This window comes from Microbulbifer sp. NBRC 101763, from assembly GCF_040371615.1.
GTDB lineage: Bacteria > Pseudomonadota > Gammaproteobacteria > Pseudomonadales > Cellvibrionaceae > Microbulbifer > Microbulbifer variabilis.
In genome coordinates this window covers 13,784-35,702 of record NZ_BAABQV010000004.1, presented here as the reverse complement: position 1 = coordinate 35,702, position 21,919 = coordinate 13,784, and the positions used below count along the sequence as shown (strand labels likewise).

The following is a 21,919-nucleotide window of genomic DNA, read 5'->3' as shown; positions in this document are numbered from 1 at the left end:
ATACAAATACAGACAAGAGCAAATCAGTCTTAGAACTCCCATGATTCTGATTGTGGAACAATGACACCTGTCAGACAGCCGGCATACTTAGTCTTGGCTTAGCGAAGCCGCTCGTTTACCCTACCCCCCTTTTGTGCAGTTCCTGGCAAAAGCAGTAGCTGTGTAGTCCTCTAAGCCGGATAAATGTCTTCCCAATATGCCGTTTTTAGTTCTCTCCATCCTGATACAAGTCGCTTTTGTTATTCACGTACTGAAGACCGGGCGCAATACCACCTGGATATGGATCCTGGTCATGCTGCCTTTGGCGGGACTTATTGCCTATCTGATTTTGGAAATATTGCCAGAAATGAATAATTCCCGAAACGGACAAAAAGCTCGTAGAAAAGTCCAGAAACTGATGAATCCAAATCAAGATATCAATCAGGCAGCACAAAATCTGGCCAAATCCAGTAGCATAAAAAACTATATAAAAATGGCGGAGGAGTGCCTTGAGAAGGGGCTGAACCAGGAAGCCAAGGACTTATATCAAAAGAGCTTGCAAGGCCCCTTTAAGGATGACCCTCAGATTTTGTTCGGATTAGCTCGATGTCTATTTTTGCTCAAAGAATTTAACAACTGTAAGGAAACCCTGGATTTTTTGATAGACAAGAGTCCAGAGTTTAAAGATCAGGATGCCCATCTACTCTATGCTCGCACCCTGGATGCCTTACAGATGATTGCCGAGGCTGAACATGAATACGAGACACTGTACAGCTATTATAGTGGGCCCGCCGCAGGTCTTTACTATGCAATCTTTTTAAAAAGGCTTCAACAAGGAGATAAAGCTATGAATATACTGCAAAGAATCCTAAAAAATGCAGATGAAACAAACAGTTTTTACCGCAGCATCCATAAGGATATTCTTAAGCAGGCTAAAGCAGAACTGTCAGGATAAGGCATAAAGCAGGAAATATTCTTACTCCTAAACACTTTGTTCTAAAGAAAGTAATTCTTTTCTAATACTGGAGCTTGGTAAGTGATCCCGGCTGTTGATGTAAACTATCTGGAGCAGCTACCCCGTAAAGAACAGACACGAAAATAAAAAAACAACCAAGCACAAACGAGGACTACTTTGCATTTTAGCTCTAATCAAGGAAAACCAACTACAATCGCAATTTATTGTGATTGATAACTATGTCACACTGGGTTCAGAGCTGCAGCCCGACCTAAGGACCTATCTATACCAAGTGCTAACATATAAAGTCCCAATTATCGGATCCGCCAAAAAACGATATAAAGGGACTCCAGGCAAAGCTGACACTCTACGAGGTAATAGCATCAAGCCATTATATATAAGTAGTTTTGGTGTTGGCCTTACAACCTAAAAACCTCATATCCTACAAGGTATGGCCAATACAGAATACCCTCACTTTTGAAACTGGTAGATAGAGAATGCAAGCACTATCCGGTTAGCTGGTCCAAGGAAAGGATGCCCTAAAAAGTAGTGGCCAGCAGCCGAACATCGACTGCTGGCCATAGCACTCGTACAGCACAAACCCCATCCCCGGCAAACACTCTAGCAGATAACATCATTCCCCAGAGTTTGTTCAACCCTGCACAGGCAGGGAAACATCCACACTCCGACTAACGATTTCTCCATCGTCGGTTCATCCCCGTGGGCACAGGGAAAGTTCAAACTTTGAAGATTTAGTAATCAGCTAATTATTTACGTCGCCAGAAATAGGCGCGATAACTTACCACTAGAATTATGAAAGTGCATTACCCCTAAATAGGTAATTCAACACAAGGAGGGAAATTATTAAAGCCTTAGTCGAGTTTTATCAACTGCCTCCAGACCATTGAGAAGCTCACGCCTTAGGCTAAGCTATTGCTCCCACAGTAAACTGACCCCGCATAGCGGGGAACATATTGGCCTTCATCTGTATTTTAAAAATACTACCGGCTAAACCCCACCCATGTGGGGAACACACCTGGAGAAAATCAATCGGGATTGATTTTATCGGTAAAGCCCTGCCTGAGCTGGGAAATTGACAATACTTGTTTCATACTCGAGAACGTGTCTAATATATACGCCCTCATCAAAAAAACTCAGCCTGCAAATACTCCACTCTTCTAAAAGTCAAATGCGGCGTATCAGCATCAAACCACAACCAAATGCCTTGGCCGGACCAATACCCGTACAAATCTTCTGTAAGAATAACTCTGGATCAGTCACCAGCAGTTCTCCACGATAATCTACTGAGCAGAAACCAGCACCGCGTCCTTTTTTCGGCAGAAGGTTCCAGCGATAGCCATTACTGTGAAGTTTTGGAGGGTAAATATCAAAACCCATGCGCGAGCCCCTATCAATCAGCCAGTGACGAGAAGCTACCACGGATACCTCCTGGAGCCGGGATTCTATTTGCCCACCTGCATAGAAACCTGGTTTTGCATCCAGTAGGCGCTGTTTCAACTCTCCCTTTCTTCCGCTTTGCAAAAGTGAATGAGTTTTACATTGATCACGTAACCAATGATATTGGGCATCCATCAAAATATCATGACGCTTACCTCGGCCAGCCACAGCCGACTTTCGTGAAATAGTAGGGTTGGCTCGCAGGCGAAACGCCAGCCGATCCCCGGCCTGTAACCGAGGTATAAAAGCTTTACTCTCTACACTAAACAGCGACCCATCTCTAATCGGCTTCTTCCGAGAAAGCAGGTAAAATACTGGCAGACTTTGCTCACTCAGGAGCTGCTCACAGGCTGATTCCTCACGAAACAGAAAACGCTCGCTACCATTGAATAACTCCCATAACATCTGATGGATACCGTAGCTGTTATTTTTCAACAGGGTCGCCAATTGCGCTTGTATGGCTAAACTGGAGGACACTTGAATTCTGGATAAGTACATAGCCACTTCCTTATGAACGCCAGTGATATTCCATACGCGGCTGGAACTGCCAGCGCTTGCGAGATAGAGGTTCGTCCAGGCGACTCAATTGCTGCACAGCTCCCAAGGAAAACTGTTCATCTTCCTGTGAAAAATCCTCTATATCACCCTCCCAGTAGTATTGGCTAGGCAAATCATCAGGTCGCCAGCGCTCCTGCCTTGCCCATGTAAGTTGATACTGCAAGACGTCAGTCAATGGGTACAGATCAAGTGCATGCCGAAAATTCTCAGCCTCTATTAAATGAGCAGCAGTGGGTACCGACAAAGGAAAAGCCTTACGCCCCAGATACAGATGAAACTTGGGGCGAGCCAGTGCCCCAGCCAGATCTTTCAGCGACCAATGCGCGCTCTCTGTTGCTTTAAGAGCGACCAATACTTGAGCATCGGCTAAGTATTCGCGTTGAGACAAGATAGTGCCCAGCCGGCTGCAGCCCACTACCAATTCGTCCCTACGTGTGCGATAACGGAATTTACCGGCACTGTCTGGAGCTTGTATTGTATGAAAGTCTCTTTGCAGAACTCCCGAGTTAACTATTTTTATTGCCTGACAATACCCTCTCGCCAACTCCAACTGCTGTGTTTCCTCTGATCTCTTAATACCCAATGCTGCACCAAGCAAACCTGCAATAGCTGACTTGCTGGGATAACACGCACTGTGCCTGATTCCACCAACTGCAACCTCTCCCCAGGATGCCATGGCGCCATAAAGGCGAAATACCAAGTGTTCCATAAAGCCACCTATTCGCTAACGAATGCCAGCAACTCTCGCAGGCTACCCTGCCCATTTACGGCATTGAGAATATAGCGGCTGTCAGCACACTGGCCATATACCTTGTCGAAATTATGCAGTTGTCCTTGCAGCGCATCAATCGCCTCCTGAGCGTAATCCTCGCTATAGCGATCCACGGGTTTTAAATAGGCTACGGAAAGTGATCGCGGCTGCTGATCGCCGACTTCAGCGAGCACATAAGAGGCATATGCACGGCTGGCATAACTGTTTTGTTTTCCGGCAGGAGCAATTTTGAGAATTGTTTCAGTCAAGGCTGCAAGTGTACGATCGGCAAGTGATTTATCTTCACCAAGGTTATCAATCAGCTGCTCTTTGTTGATACAAATATAAGAGTAGAAAAGTCCTGCGGCAAAACCGGCTTCTCCGAGGTGAGCTGCACCATTATCCTTACCATGATTATTGAGGTCGTCCACTGCGGTAAAATAATCATCCTCAATGACTACAGAATGTACTGATAGTGCATGAGCCACTTGACAAGCGGCTTCGATATTATAAGCAGGCTTGGAGGCGAGCATTCTACCAAACAGGGCGATATCAACCGTCATATTTTCCCTACGCAGTAAGTCCAGCTCAGATTTTTCCGGCTCACGACCTTCTGTTGCAAGTTTGTATAACAGATCCTCAATACCCTTTTGCTCAGCCAAACTCAGGTGCACCAGCTGCTCAATTTCGAGATCCGCACTTGGATTATCTTTTTCCGACTTTTTTAGTTTACCAAATTGTTCAGCTATCCTCTGAGCCCATAGTTTTGCTTTCTTCTCTGCTACTCCCAGCCTAAGTAACTTTTCAAAAACCAAAACACCTTGTCGCTTACTACGCGTTCCAACTAAGCCATTTTCTGCCTCTCTCCCTAAGGCACGCTGGAATAAATCTGAAGTGCGCCAGTGACGTTTTAGACTCTGTGAGGATATGCGAAGTCGATCATACCCCCCCATTTTGGCAGTTTTTGGTCTCCCTAAATCATCCCGGTTCAGATTAGCTGGTGGATAGGCAGTCAAAACATGTAATTGGATAAACCGACTCACTACTCTCTCCTTGTTTTGAGACGATTGTTCGCTCAAAAGCACTCACGCCAGCTTTGATACCGATAAGAACTCTAAAGGAAGTTCATAATTTGAAAATCAACTCGCTGACTAAAAAATATTAAACTTGAGACTAACTAATAATCTAACAGCCTTGCGTAATAGTCCGTTGCCCAACGAACAGCCAATCGCTCCCTTACATTTCGCACCGGTGCCACTCGCCTTTCATGCTGCCAATGCAACAAATCATTAGCTAGGCTGGCGATATCTGCTTTTCCACTAAGTAATCTTAGAGCCCTGACCAGACGTCGATAAAATTCAGGAGTGCCCCTACTCCGTTGCAGTTGGGAAAAGCGCATCTCACTCATCACCGGCCGTCCATTTCCTTCATCAACAGTAGCTAGAGAATGAGCAATTGTTTTCGCCACATCTCTAGGAGTATCACTGCTAACGTGAGCAGCCAAAGTCGCTACAAGTGCAGCATCCTCAAGACGAATATCTTCGTTGTTTTGCCAACGGTCGGGCATTGCCTTCAAAAAACGAATGAATGCTGAAGTAACCAAAGCATCCATTGGTTCTACTGCACGCCGTAGCCGCGCACGGTCTGCGCGTCCCTCTAACGTATTGAGCCAGGTATGCCATGCACGCAGTTTCGAAACATCTTCACTTTTGAGAAATTGATAACTCGCCATCACGCTCTCTCCTTGCTCAAATTCAGCGTCTCTATCCAGTAAATTCACTCTGGCCATACGACTTAACTTGGCTTGTAGACCCTCCCTAGCTCCAAAAACTCTTTTCTGATTTAAATCTTCTATAAAGTTATCAAGTATCCACCGATCAAAACTTTCTTCTGCAACAGTTTTAAGAGTTCTGTACCAGCTTGCTATCATATTTTGTGACACAGATTTTAGTTCTTGAGAGCGTGTGGAGAGGATGCTCAGCATTTTGTAAAATTCCGGCTCAGTAATTCTCCAGAAATTTCGATCAATAAATGAAAGATCGCCTTTAGCTTCTTTATATTGAGGAAACCACACAGATTTGATATAAAAGCGCAGTGCCTTTAACACATCTCTTGCCATCTTTATTAGCAAACTTACTTGCTCAACAAAATGCACTTGTTCGTGCTGCTTTACTGAAATTACAGGCATTTGGTATTCGGACCAATAGCGGGCCTTCATGTTGTCCATGTCATATCCAAAGCACCACAAACTCAGATGATTACCACCAGTCTGTTCGTTAATTAATTCACCATACTCCTTATTAAAATAATGCACAGTTGCACTGGCACGATCACCTAGAGTATCGTCATGCCATAACAGGCCAAGCCAGCGTTGATAACCGATTGCATCCCACTGCCCCTTTAAACTGATTGGTGGGCTCTTTTTCTTTGGATCAAATCGATAGGGTGTTAACGGATGAAGCCAAGCACCATCGTAATTGACACCATAGTTCTTGGATATAAAATGACTAAGTAAAGAAGAAGAGTGCTCGCCGCATAAGTCGCATGAGCCAATATGTAATGTCGCCAGGTCCAGGCGAATCCTTCGAGGCATGGACCAGTACATTTGCAAAGGGTGTGTATCTTCGGGGTAAGTAGGCATCCCGTTGGTGTTGGAAAGTCGTGTAGGAGCCAGCCAAGGAAAAACACTGCTATCCTTATTACTCGGCCTAGTGGGTATTTCCTCCATTGGTAATACATTCAGCCAGAGCTTTTGCCAGAGACTACTTTCATCTGAAGACGACATTAGCAGCGTGGTTAAAGGGCCCCCGCCACGCAAGCTGGTTCTATGCCCCAGCCCACCTGAAGGGGCATTGATCTGCAAGGTTAAAAGAGCAGTGGCAACACAGCTAGGACACATACCTTGAACCTGGTTACACTTAATAAAGTGATCCAAATTTGCCTTACAGGTTTTATTACCGGGCGCTTCAATCAATAAGGAGACAACCGGCTTGGACTCACCAGTAACCAAACCCAGATCCTGCATAAAAGCTGGCTCGGTCCAAGCCATTAACTCAAACACATTTTCATAGTATGAAAAAACAGCTTTGAGTGACTCTGGTGAAGGGGATTCCTGATATAGCCTCCCCCAAGAATTCACATTTCTCGGTGCAAAAGTAGTCTGTAGCAGGCCAATCAGAAACTGATACAAAGCCCCGCGAAAATCTGCACGTACTGTCACAATATCAAGGATCGAATTATCCCGATCCGTAATCTGCCAAGGGGTGACTTTAACTCTTGCTCCATCCTGACGAATTACCGGTATCCATGAGTCACTAATAAGATTCACTTTGATCCTCCCTGATCAAATCCTATCCAGTTTTATTGCAGCAATATTACCAATCCTTTTCATAAGGACCAGAAATTACATTCACCTTGATACTTGGAGGTCTCGCTATAAATATTTGATGGCCTATCGGCTCTCACTAATAGATATTCTAAATTTAATTGATTCTTCTCCCAATAAAATGATCTATCTCAATTAATAGGTATTTTTTTCGTTTATTGACAAGGGCTCTTAATTAATTTAGCAGTAGAGTAACTGTCCAGTTCATTTATATTGCCTACCTATAGAGGTCGAAGTCATTGTGGTTATTAGATATTGAACTCACGCCTCTTAAATTGGTGCTATTATTTTCACTAGCTCATCGAAGATTTTGGCTTGTTGGATTTATAAGGCATATATTAAAAATCTTAAGCTTCTATCAACAGCCAATATAAACACTCCTTAAATCTTAACGAATTTCATTAATCATGGCTTCAACAAACAGGCTTAATAAAAATAAATAATTCCAAAACAGGACCAAGTGGCAACCTTAAGAGATTTTTGAAAATGCTCTTAACTTTTATAAACTACGATATACAGACGATCTATCTAAGACATGTGGTTAAGACATTGCCCCCAGCAAGCAATACCACAAAATTAAGAAAAATAAAATTTATTCTTATAATTGCATTATGCAACTATCAGGGAGTAGTGGCGCTCGAGCGCATAGAAAATAGCAGCTTTATTAAGCTCATACTCTTAATAAGTGCCTAGCTAATTTGAGATACAACTAAAACCCAAACTCTACAGCTCCATACCAAATATTAAGTAATTACTCAAAGATAGGGGGTCTCATACTTTTCTCAATACAAGGTAATTTTAGATCCCCAAAGGGTTTAACTTGGATCTTATAATAAGTCCACAATCAGTAACGGATATTACATTGAAACAGAGTCCGACTATAGGATAGCCGGTATTTCTACCGGCACTATCAATCTACGAACTAAAATACCTCGTAAATATAAACTTCTAAATCTACATCTTGGATCACGTCCATATCACCTTGAATATCGACTGTTAAATTTTCGCACTTGCCTCCTGTAATTAAGGTATTATCGATAGTTAAGATCACCTCTTTACGCAAATCTGAAATAGGTACGTTGGTGTAGATATTCTTGTTGTCCCTATCAGCTCCTATTGCAATTTTGCTACCATCTTCAGCAATACAGCTAGCTGTCATCCTGATGTCATAAACAAAATCATAGATCTTGGGGCGATCCATGGTATAGCAATTTTCTCTGGCGTATGAAGAGCGACAAATGACGTCTGGTTTAATTTCTCCTAGACCTGATACGACTGCGGTAATATCAAAGGTAATTTCCTGTCCACTATCACCGAAGATTTCAATATTTGCAATGCGCCGGGTATCTGAACTATGGGAAAAATCTGTAACACTATGCTTAACACCAGCAATTGCAACCACTTCCGCAAACAATGGGCTGGAGAGCAAAAAAGCCAACACCAATAACATAACTTTAAAACACTTCATTTTTTATCCTTAAAAAATTAACATACGCAGCGGCAGTATAAATACCCTTTTATTTACTAACAAGTAAATATCGAACTCAGTCAGCTCAATTACATTGACGCACTATAAATCAAAGGATTTCAGTTCAATTATCATTTATGGCGCTGGCAATTAAACGCTGAACTTCACCCCTACTTTACTCTTAATAGAATGTACCGCGGTGCCATTTAGAAATAATCAGACTGGGGAGCTAATTTTACTTAGCTAAACAGAAGAGTTCGGGTTGCTCTCACTCCGAAGAGCACATTAAAGTTTGATTCTATCTGCTGACTTGTAAGAAGCCCCAAGTGCGAACCCTGCAAGTCCCTGGCATAGCTACATAATGAATAACGGCCTCACTTCTTGCAGGGAAAATTTACCTATCTATCATTGGGTGCTAGATAGCCACATACTGTTCGCTGAAGCCTGCCATCAAACTAAATTATTGACTTACGGATTCTTGAAGTGAAAGTACAGTAACTAGTTTCCCAGCTATATTTAGCTCCGCCAAGACAATTGTGGAACTATGAGCAAGTTTGCCAAACTGAACGGCATAGCAACAAATTCAGCGAATATCCCGCAAAACCCGTAGAGCAACATGCATTACATCCCGCTCCTCAATATGACGGACAACAGAAATTTCATCTTGGGAATGCAGGTAGGTGTTAGGCCTTTGCCCAATTTGAAAGAAGGTATTATTTCTTAACCTGGCTCGTACATGATCGGCGATCCCTTCTGCCTAAATCCCTTTTTGATAATTTCATCACTCTTCCACAGCGGCAGAAAAATTTCAGTCTATTCAAATCTCACCTGGTGTTTTTCAATGTGCTTTCTACCAAAAGAGGCACGCCTCCTACGAATAGCAAATTTATTCCCGCAACTTTTACTACTTCTGCTATAGGCAATCCCGGAGCCAGCGTTCATTGCTTTGCCTGGAATCGGCATCCACGCGGCCAATACTTTACTCCAGTAGATTTGAGCACAAGCACAACCCCTGGCCATCTGTTAGCCACTGGTCCTTGTCGCTTGGTTTGACCTGCTTGGTTTGGGCATTCAGAGCCATAGTGGTGTTACCAGTTTCTAAATTGAACCAGGTAGCACCAAATATAGCACCGGATGACAACGAACAAGAGCGGGGGGCTGTACCCTCCAGATAGCAAAAAGCCCGGATTTACCGGGCTTTCTGGATGATTCCGAACTTCTTCGGATCTTGATGTGGTGCCCAGGGCGGGACTTGACTCCATCTTCAACCAATTGATTTATAAGCAAATTTTTAACTTTATTAAATCGGTACCCCTACAGGTACCCCCAGCCAAAGTCCGAACCATTGGTTCAAGTCCTCCAGCCTCGATTCGACTATATTTCAACCAATAAGATCAAAATATAGCCACAAAAAAAGGGGCCAACCAGACAAATTTTGGTATGTATTTAGTTTCTTGGAGAGCTCCCACGACCATTTACTCATAGGTTCTCCGCGGCCCCCCTCGGCTGATATAACTTTCTATTTCAACCGGTAGGCTCATGATTTGCCAAGTAATGGTACTTCGCTCTGGCAGTGCCTTAATCCGGCGGTCGGACTTTTTATATGAATCACGCTCGGTTGTTGACTCGACTGCAATACAGATTTATAAAAAATCATCAGGATAGATTCGCCTCCTAGAATTAATGGGCATCCTTACTCACTAGCATTAAGCCTCAATCTACACCCAGGGCTTTAAAAACTGCATCTACTGGATCTGCATAGAAGCTAGTTTGGAACTTGGTAAACAGTTCTGCGGGAATTGTGGGGATATCTGCGGCGCTGGTAATTGGCAGTGCAACACGCTTACCACCTCCATCAAAAGCGACTTGCAGACTCTCCGCGATACTTTCGGCAGGAGTAACGCTCCCCCCCAAACTCATACCCCCGAGCACAACTAATTGGGCCTGAGCGGGTTTGCCCATAATGCCGGATGCGAATGCCACCAAGCTCGGCAACGCCAGGGAAGCCAGTGGGCCGTTATTCTGGAGTTCAACGATATGTAGATGAAAGTCGTACTCCAGTACCTTAGCCGAGGCGGAAATCCGGGAGGCATTGGCCTTGAAGTAGTTGAAGGCGATTTTAACCTGCTCTTTCGCCGTATTGGAGTTCCACAGCCCTGAAGTCGCCAGCTTGCCAGTGCCCTTGGTAACCTGTAACTCCAAGCGATAGAGCCCCGGAACCCCCTTATTACTAATACCAATGGTATGGATAAAGCCCGGTTTCCCAGGGCCCTCGGCAATCAAAGCGCCGCCGCCCTGCTCTTTTACGGAGACAAAGTGCTCTTCCAGGGATTCAGCATCGATATAGCTAAAGTGCACATCATAGAACTCCATTCCACCGATTTTCTTTAGCTGCTCTTTCACTCGCCGACGCACCTGCAAAGCGTACTCCAGACACTGGCGAACGGCTTCTTTATCGAACTGGCCATGAGGATATAACAGCTTAAGCAGGCCCGAGACGGTTTTGCGCACAGCAATAGTGTCCCGCTGGTTTAGGTTACTGCCGAGTTTGAAGTACTTATCGATAGCGTCGGCAAAGCTGCGTTTACGCATTTCGCGAAAGAACTCCGCCAGGTAATCGACAATTAAACCGTAGCGGTTGGTGAAAAACTCCGGGCGCATTTTGGGAATTTCCCAACCTGGAATATAGGCGTGAAAACGATCGAAGAAGGCGGAGTCGATCATCGGCTCTGGAAAGGGCGCCAATAGATGGCTCGTTTTGACCAGGGACTCGACAGACTGGTTGATATTGCCCACGAAGACCATGGAAGCAGAGGCCTCCATCTGTTCACGACCACGGGCAAATGAACCCGAGGCCATGTAGTCTTTCATAATCTGGACACCATCTTTATCTTTGAAATTAATGCCGGCTACTTCGTCGAATGCGACTAAGTCCCATAAACCCACCAAGCCAATGCGGCGCGAGCTCATGTTGTAAAACAAATTGGCAACGGTTGTTTGCCCCCCTGACACCAAAATACTGTTTGGCGAGCACTCTTTATAAATATGGCTCTTACCGGTACCCCGGGGCCCGAGTTCACACACGTTGTAGTTGTTCTCTACAAACGGGATCATCCGCGCTAGCAGGTGCCACTGCACCGAATCATCCAGGTTAGAGGGCTCCATGCCGATAGAGCGAATTAATGTTTCTCGCCAATCCTGCACACTCAGAGCCTGCCGGCCCACGTACAACTCATCCATATGCATATGCGGCATCTGGATGGGTTTGAGCACCGTTACTCCAAATGGTGAACCTTTTTGCCCCTCCTCGTGGTAGTAGCTCAGGGTAGCAATCACCCAGATTCCACCAACGAGGAGTTTTTCGTTATCCTTAACGATGCCGGCAGAAATCTCTGCATCCTTGATCCCCAGATTACTAAAAGTCGCCTCATAGACATCTTTGCGCTCGTTTAAGCGCACACTGACACGGTCAATAACTTTGTAACTTCCGCGCTCACGTACCAGGGATTTCACCTTCTCGGCTTCATCCGGGCGTACATAGTTTTCAGCCAATACGGTTTTGACGTTATTTAGACCCTTTTCAATCACTTCCGGGTCATCCGAGGCGCAGTACATACCCAGTAGATATTCCAGCACGTATACGGGAACGTTGGCACCCTCTTTGATCAGCTTGGTTAAATCTTTGCGTACCACACGGCCGGCAAAGTGTTCGTTCAAAAGCTGGTCTAGATCCCTGTTAACTTCACTGTTCATTGCGTCTTCTATTTATTAATCGTTTTGCAAGCAGCCTGTTGATACGGCAGCTCAGAAAAAATCATCGGTGATCGCAAGGTCAATCACTACTCGGTAGCGCGCAATCTCTGTGCCTAAATCCTTATCTCGCAGCAGCAGGAAATACTCCTTTTTGCGGTCAAAATCAGTGCCTGAGAGAGATAGGCGAACTTTCTTTATAAGATGTGAAACCTCAGTGGAAGTACTGTCAAATGTCACGGTCTCTTCACTAGATACCAAAACCTCACCCTCATAAATACCCACGGCGATGGTGACTGGCAACACCTGCTCGCTGACCTGCTCTGTCTGCATCAGGTCAAACGATTGAATGTTGTTCACCATTTTCAAGCTGGGCTTGGGCGAGATCACAGATACTTTGCGTTTGGTGCGGCGCTCTGCTTTATCGCCGCGCAATTGCTGCACCGTGAGTACTGGCACCACAATTTCCTGGGGCATGGCACCGCCGTGTACAAAGCGGGCACCACCGACAAAGTGAAAACGGTTTGCGCCCTTTGGTATCCAGAAATGGGTATCCGACTGGGTACCCGCAGTATTTCGGCTGGAGCCACACCAGGCCGCGCCGGTGGTCGGCATATTGTGGCCAATAACGTAGCGTTTTTTGCTCTTTAGTGTGTTGCTCGGCTTATCAGCCAAGGATGTTCGATCAGCGGCTTCCAATTGACTGTGTTGGAACAAAAAACCATGGTCCGCCGTAATGAGTACCGTACTCGTATTGAGCGCCATCATGATCTTGCGGGTAAGCTCTGTCAGCTCCTCAATGGCCTGCTCCACCGCATTGAAAGTCTCCGACTCGGTAGAGGCGCTATCCCCCCGGGCATCGACCACATTGTGGTATACATAGACCAACTGTTGGTTCTTTAATGCCTCGCGGCCTTCGTCTCGGGTCCACCGTTGTACCGTCTCCGCCTGCACCGCCATACCGCTGTAAGCGCTGAGAATCTTGTTGCGGGCCTCGGTTCCCTTGCTGGATTTGCCATCCACAAAGACATCGTCACCGGTGTCCTCGCGGTATTCCAAAGTTTGATGGGGCAACAGGGAGGCCATTCCCAGCGTGGTATAGCTCGGCAATACGCCTAACTGGCTGGCAAGCGTCGCTTCGCTATAGCGTTTCTTATTGATGCGCTCCCGCAACTCCACAGCGGCCTCGTACCTAAAGGCATCGCTGATGATAACTACCAAACGGCGCTTGGGTGCTTTATCAAACTGGCTGCGCACCCAGTGCTGATAAAAGTTGTGTTGATTGGGCACGCCTGAAATCTGCCAGTGTGCCAACTTATCCTCAGCTTCTAGCAACCCTCCCCAGTTCCGCGCCAATTGGCCCATAAACCAGTTGGCATAGCACTGCTCTATTTCGGTATCCAACGGTTTGAGAAGCTCCACTTGCGCACTATGAGAGGCCGCCCAGTAGTGGCGGTAGGCGCTGTCGAAGCGGTATAGCTCAGATTCATAGGCCTTATAGAGCACCTCTGCCGAAGAGAAATGGAAACCGCTGTGATACTCGTAGCGCAACTCAAACAGCTCAATAGCCGCAGTCAAGGCTGTGTACACCCTGCGGAACTTGCGCCGCAAGGGGTCATCTTTATGGCGCGAAGCCCAGTAGCCATCGAGCCGCTCCGAGATCACCCGCTGGAAGTGCTTCAGATCCGCAGGCTGCGCCTCTGGAATATGCTCGGCCAGGTCGGCGATGATTCTCAACTCGGCTTGTCGAAAAGTGGCTACATTGACCAGCGTATCCATGGGTAGATTCTGGACACGCTGTTCGATATTGAGCGCGGTCGCAACCCAATCCGCAATAACATCGTAAGCCCCGTAGTAGCGGGAACTGTCTCTCCAGCGGGAAAGCAAAGTGCGCGCAGTGGCGCGGGCGTCGGCGCTGGAAATCACTAAAGAGCGCGCCCAGTCAGGCACCTCTGAGATACTTTCGCAGAAACCGGTGGCCAGTAACCGCAGCAGGCACTGGCCAAGTTTGAACGGCTCCTCACCCTTCAGTTCTTCTGGGGTGGCCGGGTACCCCACTTCCGCCTGCAATGCCTTTACCAGTGGCGGCACCAGGGCGTACTTCTCCAGCGCATCCATCGAAGCGGGATTCTCTTCCAAGCCGCGCTGTTTATTGGTGAGCTCAGCACCCAAGGTAAACAAAATAGAGGCGATATCGGCACTCTCGGCAGCAATCACCACCGCAATCATGGCAAGATCCAGTGCCGCTTCATCCATATCCGGCGATACAAATCGTTTTAGCCCCGCCAGACGCTCTTTGCTGCTAAGAAATTTTTCGCGCTCGGCCAGGTGTGCACGCAGGGATTGCTGATGCAGCCCCAGATCATTAAAGAGGATGGAGATTCGATCGGCATGGAAGCACCGGGCATAGAGCTTAATATCCAGCAACCAATCGTCTTGTGCGACGGGCTCCGCATAAGGGAAATACAGCAGATATTTCCCGGCACTATCCTCAAGCTCCAAGCGCAATTTAACCGCGAGTGAAGACTCGGCCGACATATTGAGTGTTGTTACCTCCGCTAGAGAGATATCGGCAAGCACCTCAGTAAAACTTTGCTCAGGATCGTACCAAAATACGATGCGGTGGTTTTCCTGAAAGAATGCCTGTTCCAATCCTTGGCGCAACTGTTCGGTATTCATCCCACCCCTATTCTTCCATAGTCTGTGATTTATGTGCTTCCTTCACTGCGTACTCAAGACATGCTTTGAAGGCAGTAAATGAGGGCATATCTATATTTTCGGCATCGATAGATTTATCGCGTATAAGTTGGTTCAGATCTTGAGTAGAGGTGCCACCATTAAGAGCTTCCTCAAGTTGAGATTTCAGGGGGTTTATTGAATTATCATTGCCTGATTCAGACTCAAGATTTGCGCAGTGTTGATAAGGGTTTTGCTTCACTGCACATAGAAGCCAGGCTTCCGATTTTGGCTTTGGGATCATTGCTACCCCAAGCTCGTAATTCTCAGCAGCGAAACCAGCCAGCATAGAGTCTCGCTTGTCTTTCCAATCTCCCCTTCCGGCGGATGCGGTTCCATCACTGTCCCGAAACAATACTGCCACAACAGAATCATTTACCTCAGCTTGCTTGGCTAATGCTACAGTGGCCAGCGCTCGCGCGTTCTCAAAGTAATATTTCGTTTCAGGTGGGCGTTTTTTACCTTTCAGAGACATCTGTTTTTTTCGTGGCGCCTGCTTTTTCTGCGCCAGATAGCTCTCAGACACATAACTGACCCGATCAGTGTCCAGGTAAGACATTTCATATTGCTGTATTACCCCAACCAGTTGATCCACAATAATGGTCATAGGTCCTTCTTTGAACTCGGTACGATCACAGCAATCACTTTCCGTACAGCAAGTCCCAATATCGCCAGGTCCCTCTCCACTTAACAATAAGTACACATCAACCTCCGTGTGTATCTATTGCTACAATCTCATTGTGAAGCTGCATTAAGTCAGTATCGATAAACGCTTCCCCTGGCCCCATAAATTCTAGCTTTTTGGCTAAGGAAGGTATTTCGAACAGGCGCTTGGCTTTAGTTCCTCCCTGTTTATTCTTGTACAAATAGATCACGCCCTTCTTTGCAACTTCATCGTCAAGGAAATTCAAGATGACCGGGCTGTGTGTAGTGACCAATACCTGGTCATCGGAGTCCACGAGGTGATCCATCAGATACTCTACAAGCTCCGGATTAATACCATTTTCAATTTCATCAAACAGTAAAAAAGCATTTCCAATTTCCAACTGTGTCAGAATTGCCATCAGCCGAAGCATACCGTCATTGACGTGCCTGGCTGTGGAAGTCAATTTCCCCTTGCTAAAATGCTCTATTACCTGGAGCTGCTTCCAGCCAGACGGCAAGGATTTGGTTTTAATCTCGTCTAATTGTGGATAAATTGTTTTCAGCTCTTTTCTGAGCGCAGCTTTTCCTTCAGCACCTGACTCATGAATCAGTGCAGATAACTTTTCACCTCCCAAGCCTAATTTTCCTTTGGCCGCACGACTCTGACTGCGAAGCAATTCTGGACTAATAAGGTCCAAGGAGCGAATATCCAGTACCGTCTGCTTAAGCTTTCGCAAAGTTTCATTTAGCTGACTTTCCTTAAGCACAGAAAGAATCGAGCCCTGGAACTCAAAAACAATCTCGTGGCGAGAACCATCGATAATGTATTCGCCATCTTCTACCTGCAATTGCCTAGAGCCTTTAATTACAACGCTTTCTTTCGTGCAGCTCAATGAACGACGGTTGAAACTTCCACCCCAAATTACCTCTCCGCCGTTCACATCAATGATGATCCGGAAATCGATATTGTTCTTCCTGGTTAGTTTTGAATTAAGATCTGCACTTTGCCAGTGTCGAGCTTTCAACCACTCTTCGACGTCGCCCTCCATCAATTGAGAAATAAAGTCAAGCGCTTGCAATACTGTCGACTTGCCAGAACCATTCAGGCCGACTAAGCAATTGAACTTTGCCAACGGCAAAGTGAAGTCGACCAATGATTTAAAATTATCTATCCATAAAGACTTGATCATGCCGCCTCCGGTTTTTTCCCGGTAATAGATTTAACCTCTGCCAATAAATCGCCGAACTTGCCGTAGTTCACTTTTACCCCATCATCCAAATCCAATGAAATACGCTGATCCGCGAAATGGCGAAGTTTTTCGTCGAACTGGGCTAGCTCCGCCTGTTGTTTGTGCAGCTTGGCGGTTTCCTTTTCCAGGCGCTTGGTTTCCGCCGCTGAGCTGCTGGCCGCCTTGTCTTGCTCCAGTTTTTGCTCGTAGGTACTCATTTTTGCGCTTAAAGGAATCACATATTCCGTGCGCATACGCGCCAGTGTGCCTTCGTTATAGCGATGTAGATAGACCAGGCATTCAAAGGCCTTTTGCTTGCCAGAGCTGAACAACCAATAAATGGGGCGCTTTTTATAGGTTTGCAGGTGATCTTTGAAAAACTTAGCGCTGATATAGCGGCGCAGGGTGTCGCGGCTGGACTCGTTCTTTTTGGGCGAGAGGTTGTCGGCCAAAAAGACCAGGTTTTGCTCCAGCTGTGCCGCATCCCACGCTTTGCCGATAAATTCGATCACGCGATTGCAGGCGTCGTCTGCAAACCACTCGATATCCGTCAGCGGGATAATGCCGTCTTCGTCGGCGGGAAAGCGGGTGTAGTAACCCTCTGCTAAGAGCGCATCGAAGCCCTCGTTACCGCTGTGGGCATAAATCAGACCGGGCCGATCTAATGAATAGCGCCCCATTATGCAGCCGATGGCGTAGGAGACCAGCTCCTCTATCGCTCTCTGTTGATCGAGAGCTTCAATTCCAAGAGCGACGTCACCATTTTCAGAACGGATTTCCGCGGGTACCCCATAAAGATCGCCCACTCGTTCGTTCAGAATGGAGCCGATGTGACTGAGTTCACTGAGCCGGGAAATTGAACGATCCACAGCATTTAGGACATCAGCCCTAAGGGTTTCATCGCTGGTAAAGGAGAAGGTTAACAACCTGTTCTTCTCGAAACACCACGAGATTTCCTGCTCGTCCCACTCCCCCTTGGCCAGAGAAACTGCACGGCGCGCGCTTGCACAAAGCTCTTCCGAAGACAGCCCCTCATGAATTGGTAGTGCCCGCAGCGTACCAACATTGAAATGCAGCGTTGGATTAAGTGCCCTGATTAGGTAAGCAGCCGTTGACGAGTTCAGAAAGGCCAAAAGGCCGAAACAATCCGGATCATCAGCAACAAGGAAATCTGACGTCTGGTCTGAAATCATTCCGGCGGGAAAATAACGCCCACAAAAATCAATCCCGATCTCTTTCCATGTTATCCCTTGCAGGAAATATGCGTCGACATTTTGCGGTCGCGACCGCAGGCGTCCAGTTTCAGAGCGCAGATTTCGGATCTCATTACCGTCCGCCTCCCAGTTCACGACAAAATTAAGATTTCCGTACCACTTCCGGAGTTGACCTCCCATGTTGTAAGGAAACCATTTCTTCGAACTATTGCGGGTCACCTCCGCCGACCGACCCTCAAGTTCAACATCGGAGATCGCTAGTTCAAACCAAGATCGGATAAACTGAGGGTTGTTACCTGTGGCAAGCCCTCGCATCGGAGGTGCTATCGAACCGAGGCAGGGACCCTTGCTAACACGTGCCCTCAGTTCAGGCGACAGCGTGTAGGCAATGATACTCTCCGGCATATCGACAAACTCCCGTTGAGCGACATCGTCGAAGCAATTGCCATTAGCCTGACGAACAAACACAGCGTTCTTATCTGCGGATTGCGGCGCATTATTCAAGTTCAGAAATCGAGTATCCCACCCTTGTACCTGCCGTGGAATAAACACCGAAATGGCTGCGATCGCGAATTTTGAGTTCATCGATGGAAAACTATTAAAGCCAACCTGAACAACAGACTTCATAGAAGTCGAAGACAAAACAAGCCTGCGCAGGTCTTTCATACCAGAGATGTAGAGCCAATTTTGTAGCGTGACCATTGCAACACTTCCAGAGGGAGTGCTCATTGCCAATGCACTTTCAATAAAAGCAGGATAAATATCTGCACCCGCGGTTAAGTACGTGTCCGACAAGAATCGTTTTAGGCTAGGCTCAAGATACTTACTACCCATATACGGCGGATTCGCCACCACCGCATCGTACTGCGTCGCCAGCAACTCGGCCTGCTTCACAAGCGGCCCCAAGCGCTTGAGCGCCTCCGCCACAAACAGGTCCTGAGTCGTAGCCTCGCTCAGCTGCTTTAGCGCCGGCAACTTTGCCGCCAGTTCCTCGGGTACCTGAATCAACGACCCAAATGTCGTCGCGTGCTCGAACAGGCGCTTTAGCTCGATCAGATCGTCAACCTTCAGCCCGCAGTCCGCGAGCGCCATTTGCACTTCTGGATTTTGCGCCAGCCCCTCTACATCGAAGCTTGCGCTGTCTTGCAGTGCCATCACATTGAGCTTTATACCGCGCTCAAACAGCCGCCGGTCATCGGCGCGGCCCTTCATCATCAGTGCAAAACCCGTCAGCTGCGCGGCGCGCTCGTCGATATCGAGGCCGAACAGGTTTTTCTCAAGAATCAGTTGCGGTAGATCCCGCTGCCGATAACCACGCTCTAAGTAGATGGCCTTAAACAACTCATAGGCCTCCACCAGAATATGCCCGGAGCCACTGGCCGGGTCGATCAGGGTCAGCGCTTCGGGGTTTAGGCTATCCGGTGTCATGGCGGCGAGTTGCGCGTTGACTTCATCGATCTGCTCGGCGGGTTCGATGTAGTACGCCATCTGCGCCTTGAGCGGTGACTCGGGATAGGTCGCCAGCCACTGCGCCCCGAGGGAATTCTGCACCATGTACTTCACGATCCAATTGGGTGTGAATAGCTGGGTGGCCGCCGGAATATCTTCTGACTTGACCACCTTGCCGATCACCTGATCTTTCTTATCGGAGATATAGAACTGGTACAGCCAGCCGATAATCTCGATATCCTGCCAGTCCTGTTCCGGAATCCCGGCAATTAAATCGCGAATGAGTGAGTCGGTTTTAGTGAGGTTTTGCGGCAGCAGCAGTTCGGTGGCATCGTCGAGCGCCTCAAACAAAAATGGCATGGCGCTGTGCAGGGCGTGACACTGGGCCAGTAACAGCTCGCGGTACAGCGCCTCATCTTTGCTGCCGTCCAGTTTCAGCTCGACTAGGGTTTCCCTATCCAGCCCTGGCAATTCGATATCCAGACAGTCATCCAAAATCTGGAAACCTTGCGGGTCGCTGGGGTGTGAGAGTACGCGGCGGCCATGGTCGAGATAGCCTTTGAGTTCCATAAAACGGATAGCACAGAGACGGTTAAACCAACTGTAAGCGGCCTGATCCATGGTGGCGTGGAAGCCTTGCGCTTCCACCTGCTGCTGAAGGGCATTGCGGGCACGGGCAATACTTTTCGGAAACGGGCGCTCGCCAATCAGTACAAGATCACCCTTTTGCACCATCGGCTCAATACACTCGGCCGTAATGCCATAACGGGCCGCCTGGCGGGTGACGGCATCGATAAAATCAATACGGGCTTTGGGCGCGTAGCGGGCGATGTTATTGGTATTCATTGCAATATCAATTCCTGGGCACTCAAGCGCAGCGAGCGCTTTACTATTTATATTCAGTGGGTTGCTGAGAGAACGCGAGCTGTTCCAGGCGCAGGAACAGGAGCTCTTCACGCTCGGCAGAGCCCTCGGCCTGGCTCTGAATGGCATAGGGGAGATTGCTATGCTCTAGCAGCTCGGCCACCTCGGTGGCGATGTAGTGCCTGACGTCTTTCTCCGCAGCCTCTACTTCTGCCTGAAGCTCCTCACGGCCGTCAATGAGATTGAGGATATCCTCAATATCTCGACTGGACATGGGGTCACTGTTGCCCCGCCCTTTATAGGCCTCCAGTTTGGTGGCGATAAAATAAACGGGATTGATGAGGTTAATGTCCAGCTCATCGCCGAGAGGATAAGTGGTGGCAGTTTCCACGGCATCGCGGTACCAGCGATTGCCGAAGCCGAGGATTTTTTCATCGTCGGGCATAAAATCAACGCGCAGATCACCCAGCCGCATTGCACATACCGGGAAGTCCTCGTTAGAGGCAGCGCTGTACTGCTTAAATCCCTGACCCCACAATTGTTCTTGTAAGTGATGAAAACCCACGTAGCCCATCACGTGGACGATAAGGTCCACGTCATCGGTATGGCGCACTTGTTCCTGCGTGTAAGCATCGGTGAGCAGCAGCCCGGTTGTGCAGCCGCCCACGAACGTCATTTGCCGGCGCAGCTCGGGACCCAGCGCCCGCGCGACCAATTTCAACATGTCGATATGCCGATTAAACGCGGTCATTCGGGAAGCTCCAGATGCTGCTTTAATAGTTTGGCGGCTAGATTGCGCTCACGGGGCTGGCCTATGCGTATGGCATCGACCAACGCCAGTAAGGCATACATCTCCGGGTCTCTCTTTACCGCTTGGGGAGCGCTTTTAAATAAGGGAGCGACTTCCATACCTTTGGTATTGCCGCGGGCATCCGCCCAAACCGGCTGAAATTCGCCCGCGCTCATCAGCTTTTCCTGCAAAACCGGAGCGGCAAAGGCCGTGGCAATACCGCGAGTGATTCGCCCGGGCCTTGCCGGAAAGACATAGCGAAGGCCGTACAGGATAAATTCGTACAGTGCTTTGGTATTCGCTCTGGGCACGCCGAGCTTGCGATCTTTAATGGCCAGGCCAATCTCGATACAGCGATTCAGGGACAGGCTGATCTGGCTTTTGCTAATACCGGTCTCCGCCGCCAAGCCCCGTGCCGAATATTCAAAAGCCGGCAGAGCACCGAGCTGTGCAAGTACATCGCCACCAGCCGGCGGATCTTCTGGCTCCCAGCCTTGCCAGTCGTCAGGCCAGGCCTTTCTCGCTCGGTCACTGCCCCGCTGCGCCTCGCGCTTCTGCAGAGAGACCAGTTTGAGCAGCAAACCAATATCTTGACTTTTCATATCTTCCCAATCTCGCTTGTCCCAAGTCCCGGGACAAAGGACAAGGTTGATCTTATACTTTTAAGAAAGCAAGCGCTATGGGGGGG

The 21,919-nt window shown here is 47.8% G+C and carries 13 protein-coding genes; 1 reads left to right on the top strand and 12 read right to left on the bottom strand.

Annotated features, from left to right (window positions below; translation table 11 throughout):
- Positions 1 to 292: 292 nt before the first annotated feature.
- Positions 293 to 934: a tetratricopeptide repeat protein gene (locus ABWV76_RS10730; RefSeq protein ID WP_169337098.1), complete on the top strand. Its 642-nt coding sequence runs from the start codon at positions 293 to 295 to the stop codon at positions 932 to 934.
- 1,185 nt (positions 935 to 2,119) lie between these two features.
- Here ABWV76_RS10730 and cas6e read toward each other — a convergent pair.
- The 12 genes from cas6e to ABWV76_RS10670 all read right to left on the bottom strand — a co-directional run bounded on the left by cas6e (position 2,120) and on the right by ABWV76_RS10670 (position 21,833).
- On the bottom strand, positions 2,120 to 2,890 hold the full coding sequence (cas6e, locus tag ABWV76_RS10725; protein WP_353375945.1) for a type I-E CRISPR-associated protein Cas6/Cse3/CasE: 771 nt from the start codon (positions 2,888 to 2,890) through the stop codon (positions 2,120 to 2,122).
- A 10-nt stretch (positions 2,891 to 2,900) separates the two neighbouring features.
- Positions 2,901 to 3,659 (bottom strand): type I-E CRISPR-associated protein Cas5/CasD, encoded by a 759-nt coding sequence (cas5e, locus tag ABWV76_RS10720; protein WP_353375944.1) that lies wholly within the window; start codon positions 3,657 to 3,659, stop codon positions 2,901 to 2,903.
- Between the two features lie 8 nt (positions 3,660 to 3,667).
- Positions 3,668 to 4,744, bottom strand: a complete 1,077-nt coding sequence (cas7e, locus tag ABWV76_RS10715) for a type I-E CRISPR-associated protein Cas7/Cse4/CasC (RefSeq protein WP_353375943.1) — start codon at positions 4,742 to 4,744, stop codon at positions 3,668 to 3,670.
- Positions 4,745 to 4,878: 134 nt separating this feature from the next.
- On the bottom strand, positions 4,879 to 7,029 hold the full coding sequence (gene casA, locus ABWV76_RS10710; protein ID WP_353375942.1) for a type I-E CRISPR-associated protein Cse1/CasA: 2,151 nt from the start codon (positions 7,027 to 7,029) through the stop codon (positions 4,879 to 4,881).
- A gap of 979 nt (positions 7,030 to 8,008) precedes the next feature.
- Positions 8,009 to 8,554 (bottom strand): hypothetical protein, encoded by a 546-nt coding sequence (locus ABWV76_RS10705; RefSeq protein WP_353375941.1) that lies wholly within the window; start codon positions 8,552 to 8,554, stop codon positions 8,009 to 8,011.
- A 1,713-nt stretch (positions 8,555 to 10,267) separates the two neighbouring features.
- Positions 10,268 to 12,307, bottom strand: coding sequence for a protease Lon-related BREX system protein BrxL (brxL, locus tag ABWV76_RS10700; RefSeq protein WP_353375940.1), 2,040 nt, complete (start codon positions 12,305 to 12,307; stop codon positions 10,268 to 10,270).
- Between the two features lie 51 nt (positions 12,308 to 12,358).
- Complete coding sequence (gene pglZ, locus ABWV76_RS10695; protein WP_353375939.1) at positions 12,359 to 14,983, bottom strand: BREX-1 system phosphatase PglZ type A; 2,625 nt, start codon at positions 14,981 to 14,983, stop codon at positions 12,359 to 12,361.
- A gap of 7 nt (positions 14,984 to 14,990) precedes the next feature.
- Positions 14,991 to 15,743: a hypothetical protein gene (locus ABWV76_RS10690; RefSeq protein WP_353375938.1), complete on the bottom strand. Its 753-nt coding sequence runs from the start codon at positions 15,741 to 15,743 to the stop codon at positions 14,991 to 14,993.
- 1 nt (position 15,744) lies between these two features.
- The gene (locus ABWV76_RS10685; RefSeq protein ID WP_353375937.1) at positions 15,745 to 16,875 is read right to left on the bottom strand and encodes an AAA family ATPase; all 1,131 of its coding nucleotides are present in this window, start codon (positions 16,873 to 16,875) and stop codon (positions 15,745 to 15,747) included.
- Positions 16,872 to 20,423, bottom strand: a complete 3,552-nt coding sequence (gene pglX, locus ABWV76_RS10680; protein WP_353375936.1) for a BREX-1 system adenine-specific DNA-methyltransferase PglX — start codon at positions 20,421 to 20,423, stop codon at positions 16,872 to 16,874. The genes ABWV76_RS10685 and pglX overlap by 4 nt, the downstream gene beginning before the upstream one ends.
- 43 nt (positions 20,424 to 20,466) lie before the next feature.
- Complete coding sequence (locus ABWV76_RS10675; protein ID WP_353375935.1) at positions 20,467 to 21,165, bottom strand: hypothetical protein; 699 nt, start codon at positions 21,163 to 21,165, stop codon at positions 20,467 to 20,469.
- Between the two features lie 23 nt (positions 21,166 to 21,188).
- The gene (locus ABWV76_RS10670) at positions 21,189 to 21,833 is read right to left on the bottom strand and encodes a hypothetical protein (protein WP_353375934.1); all 645 of its coding nucleotides are present in this window, start codon (positions 21,831 to 21,833) and stop codon (positions 21,189 to 21,191) included.
- Positions 21,834 to 21,919: the final 86 nt, after the last annotated feature.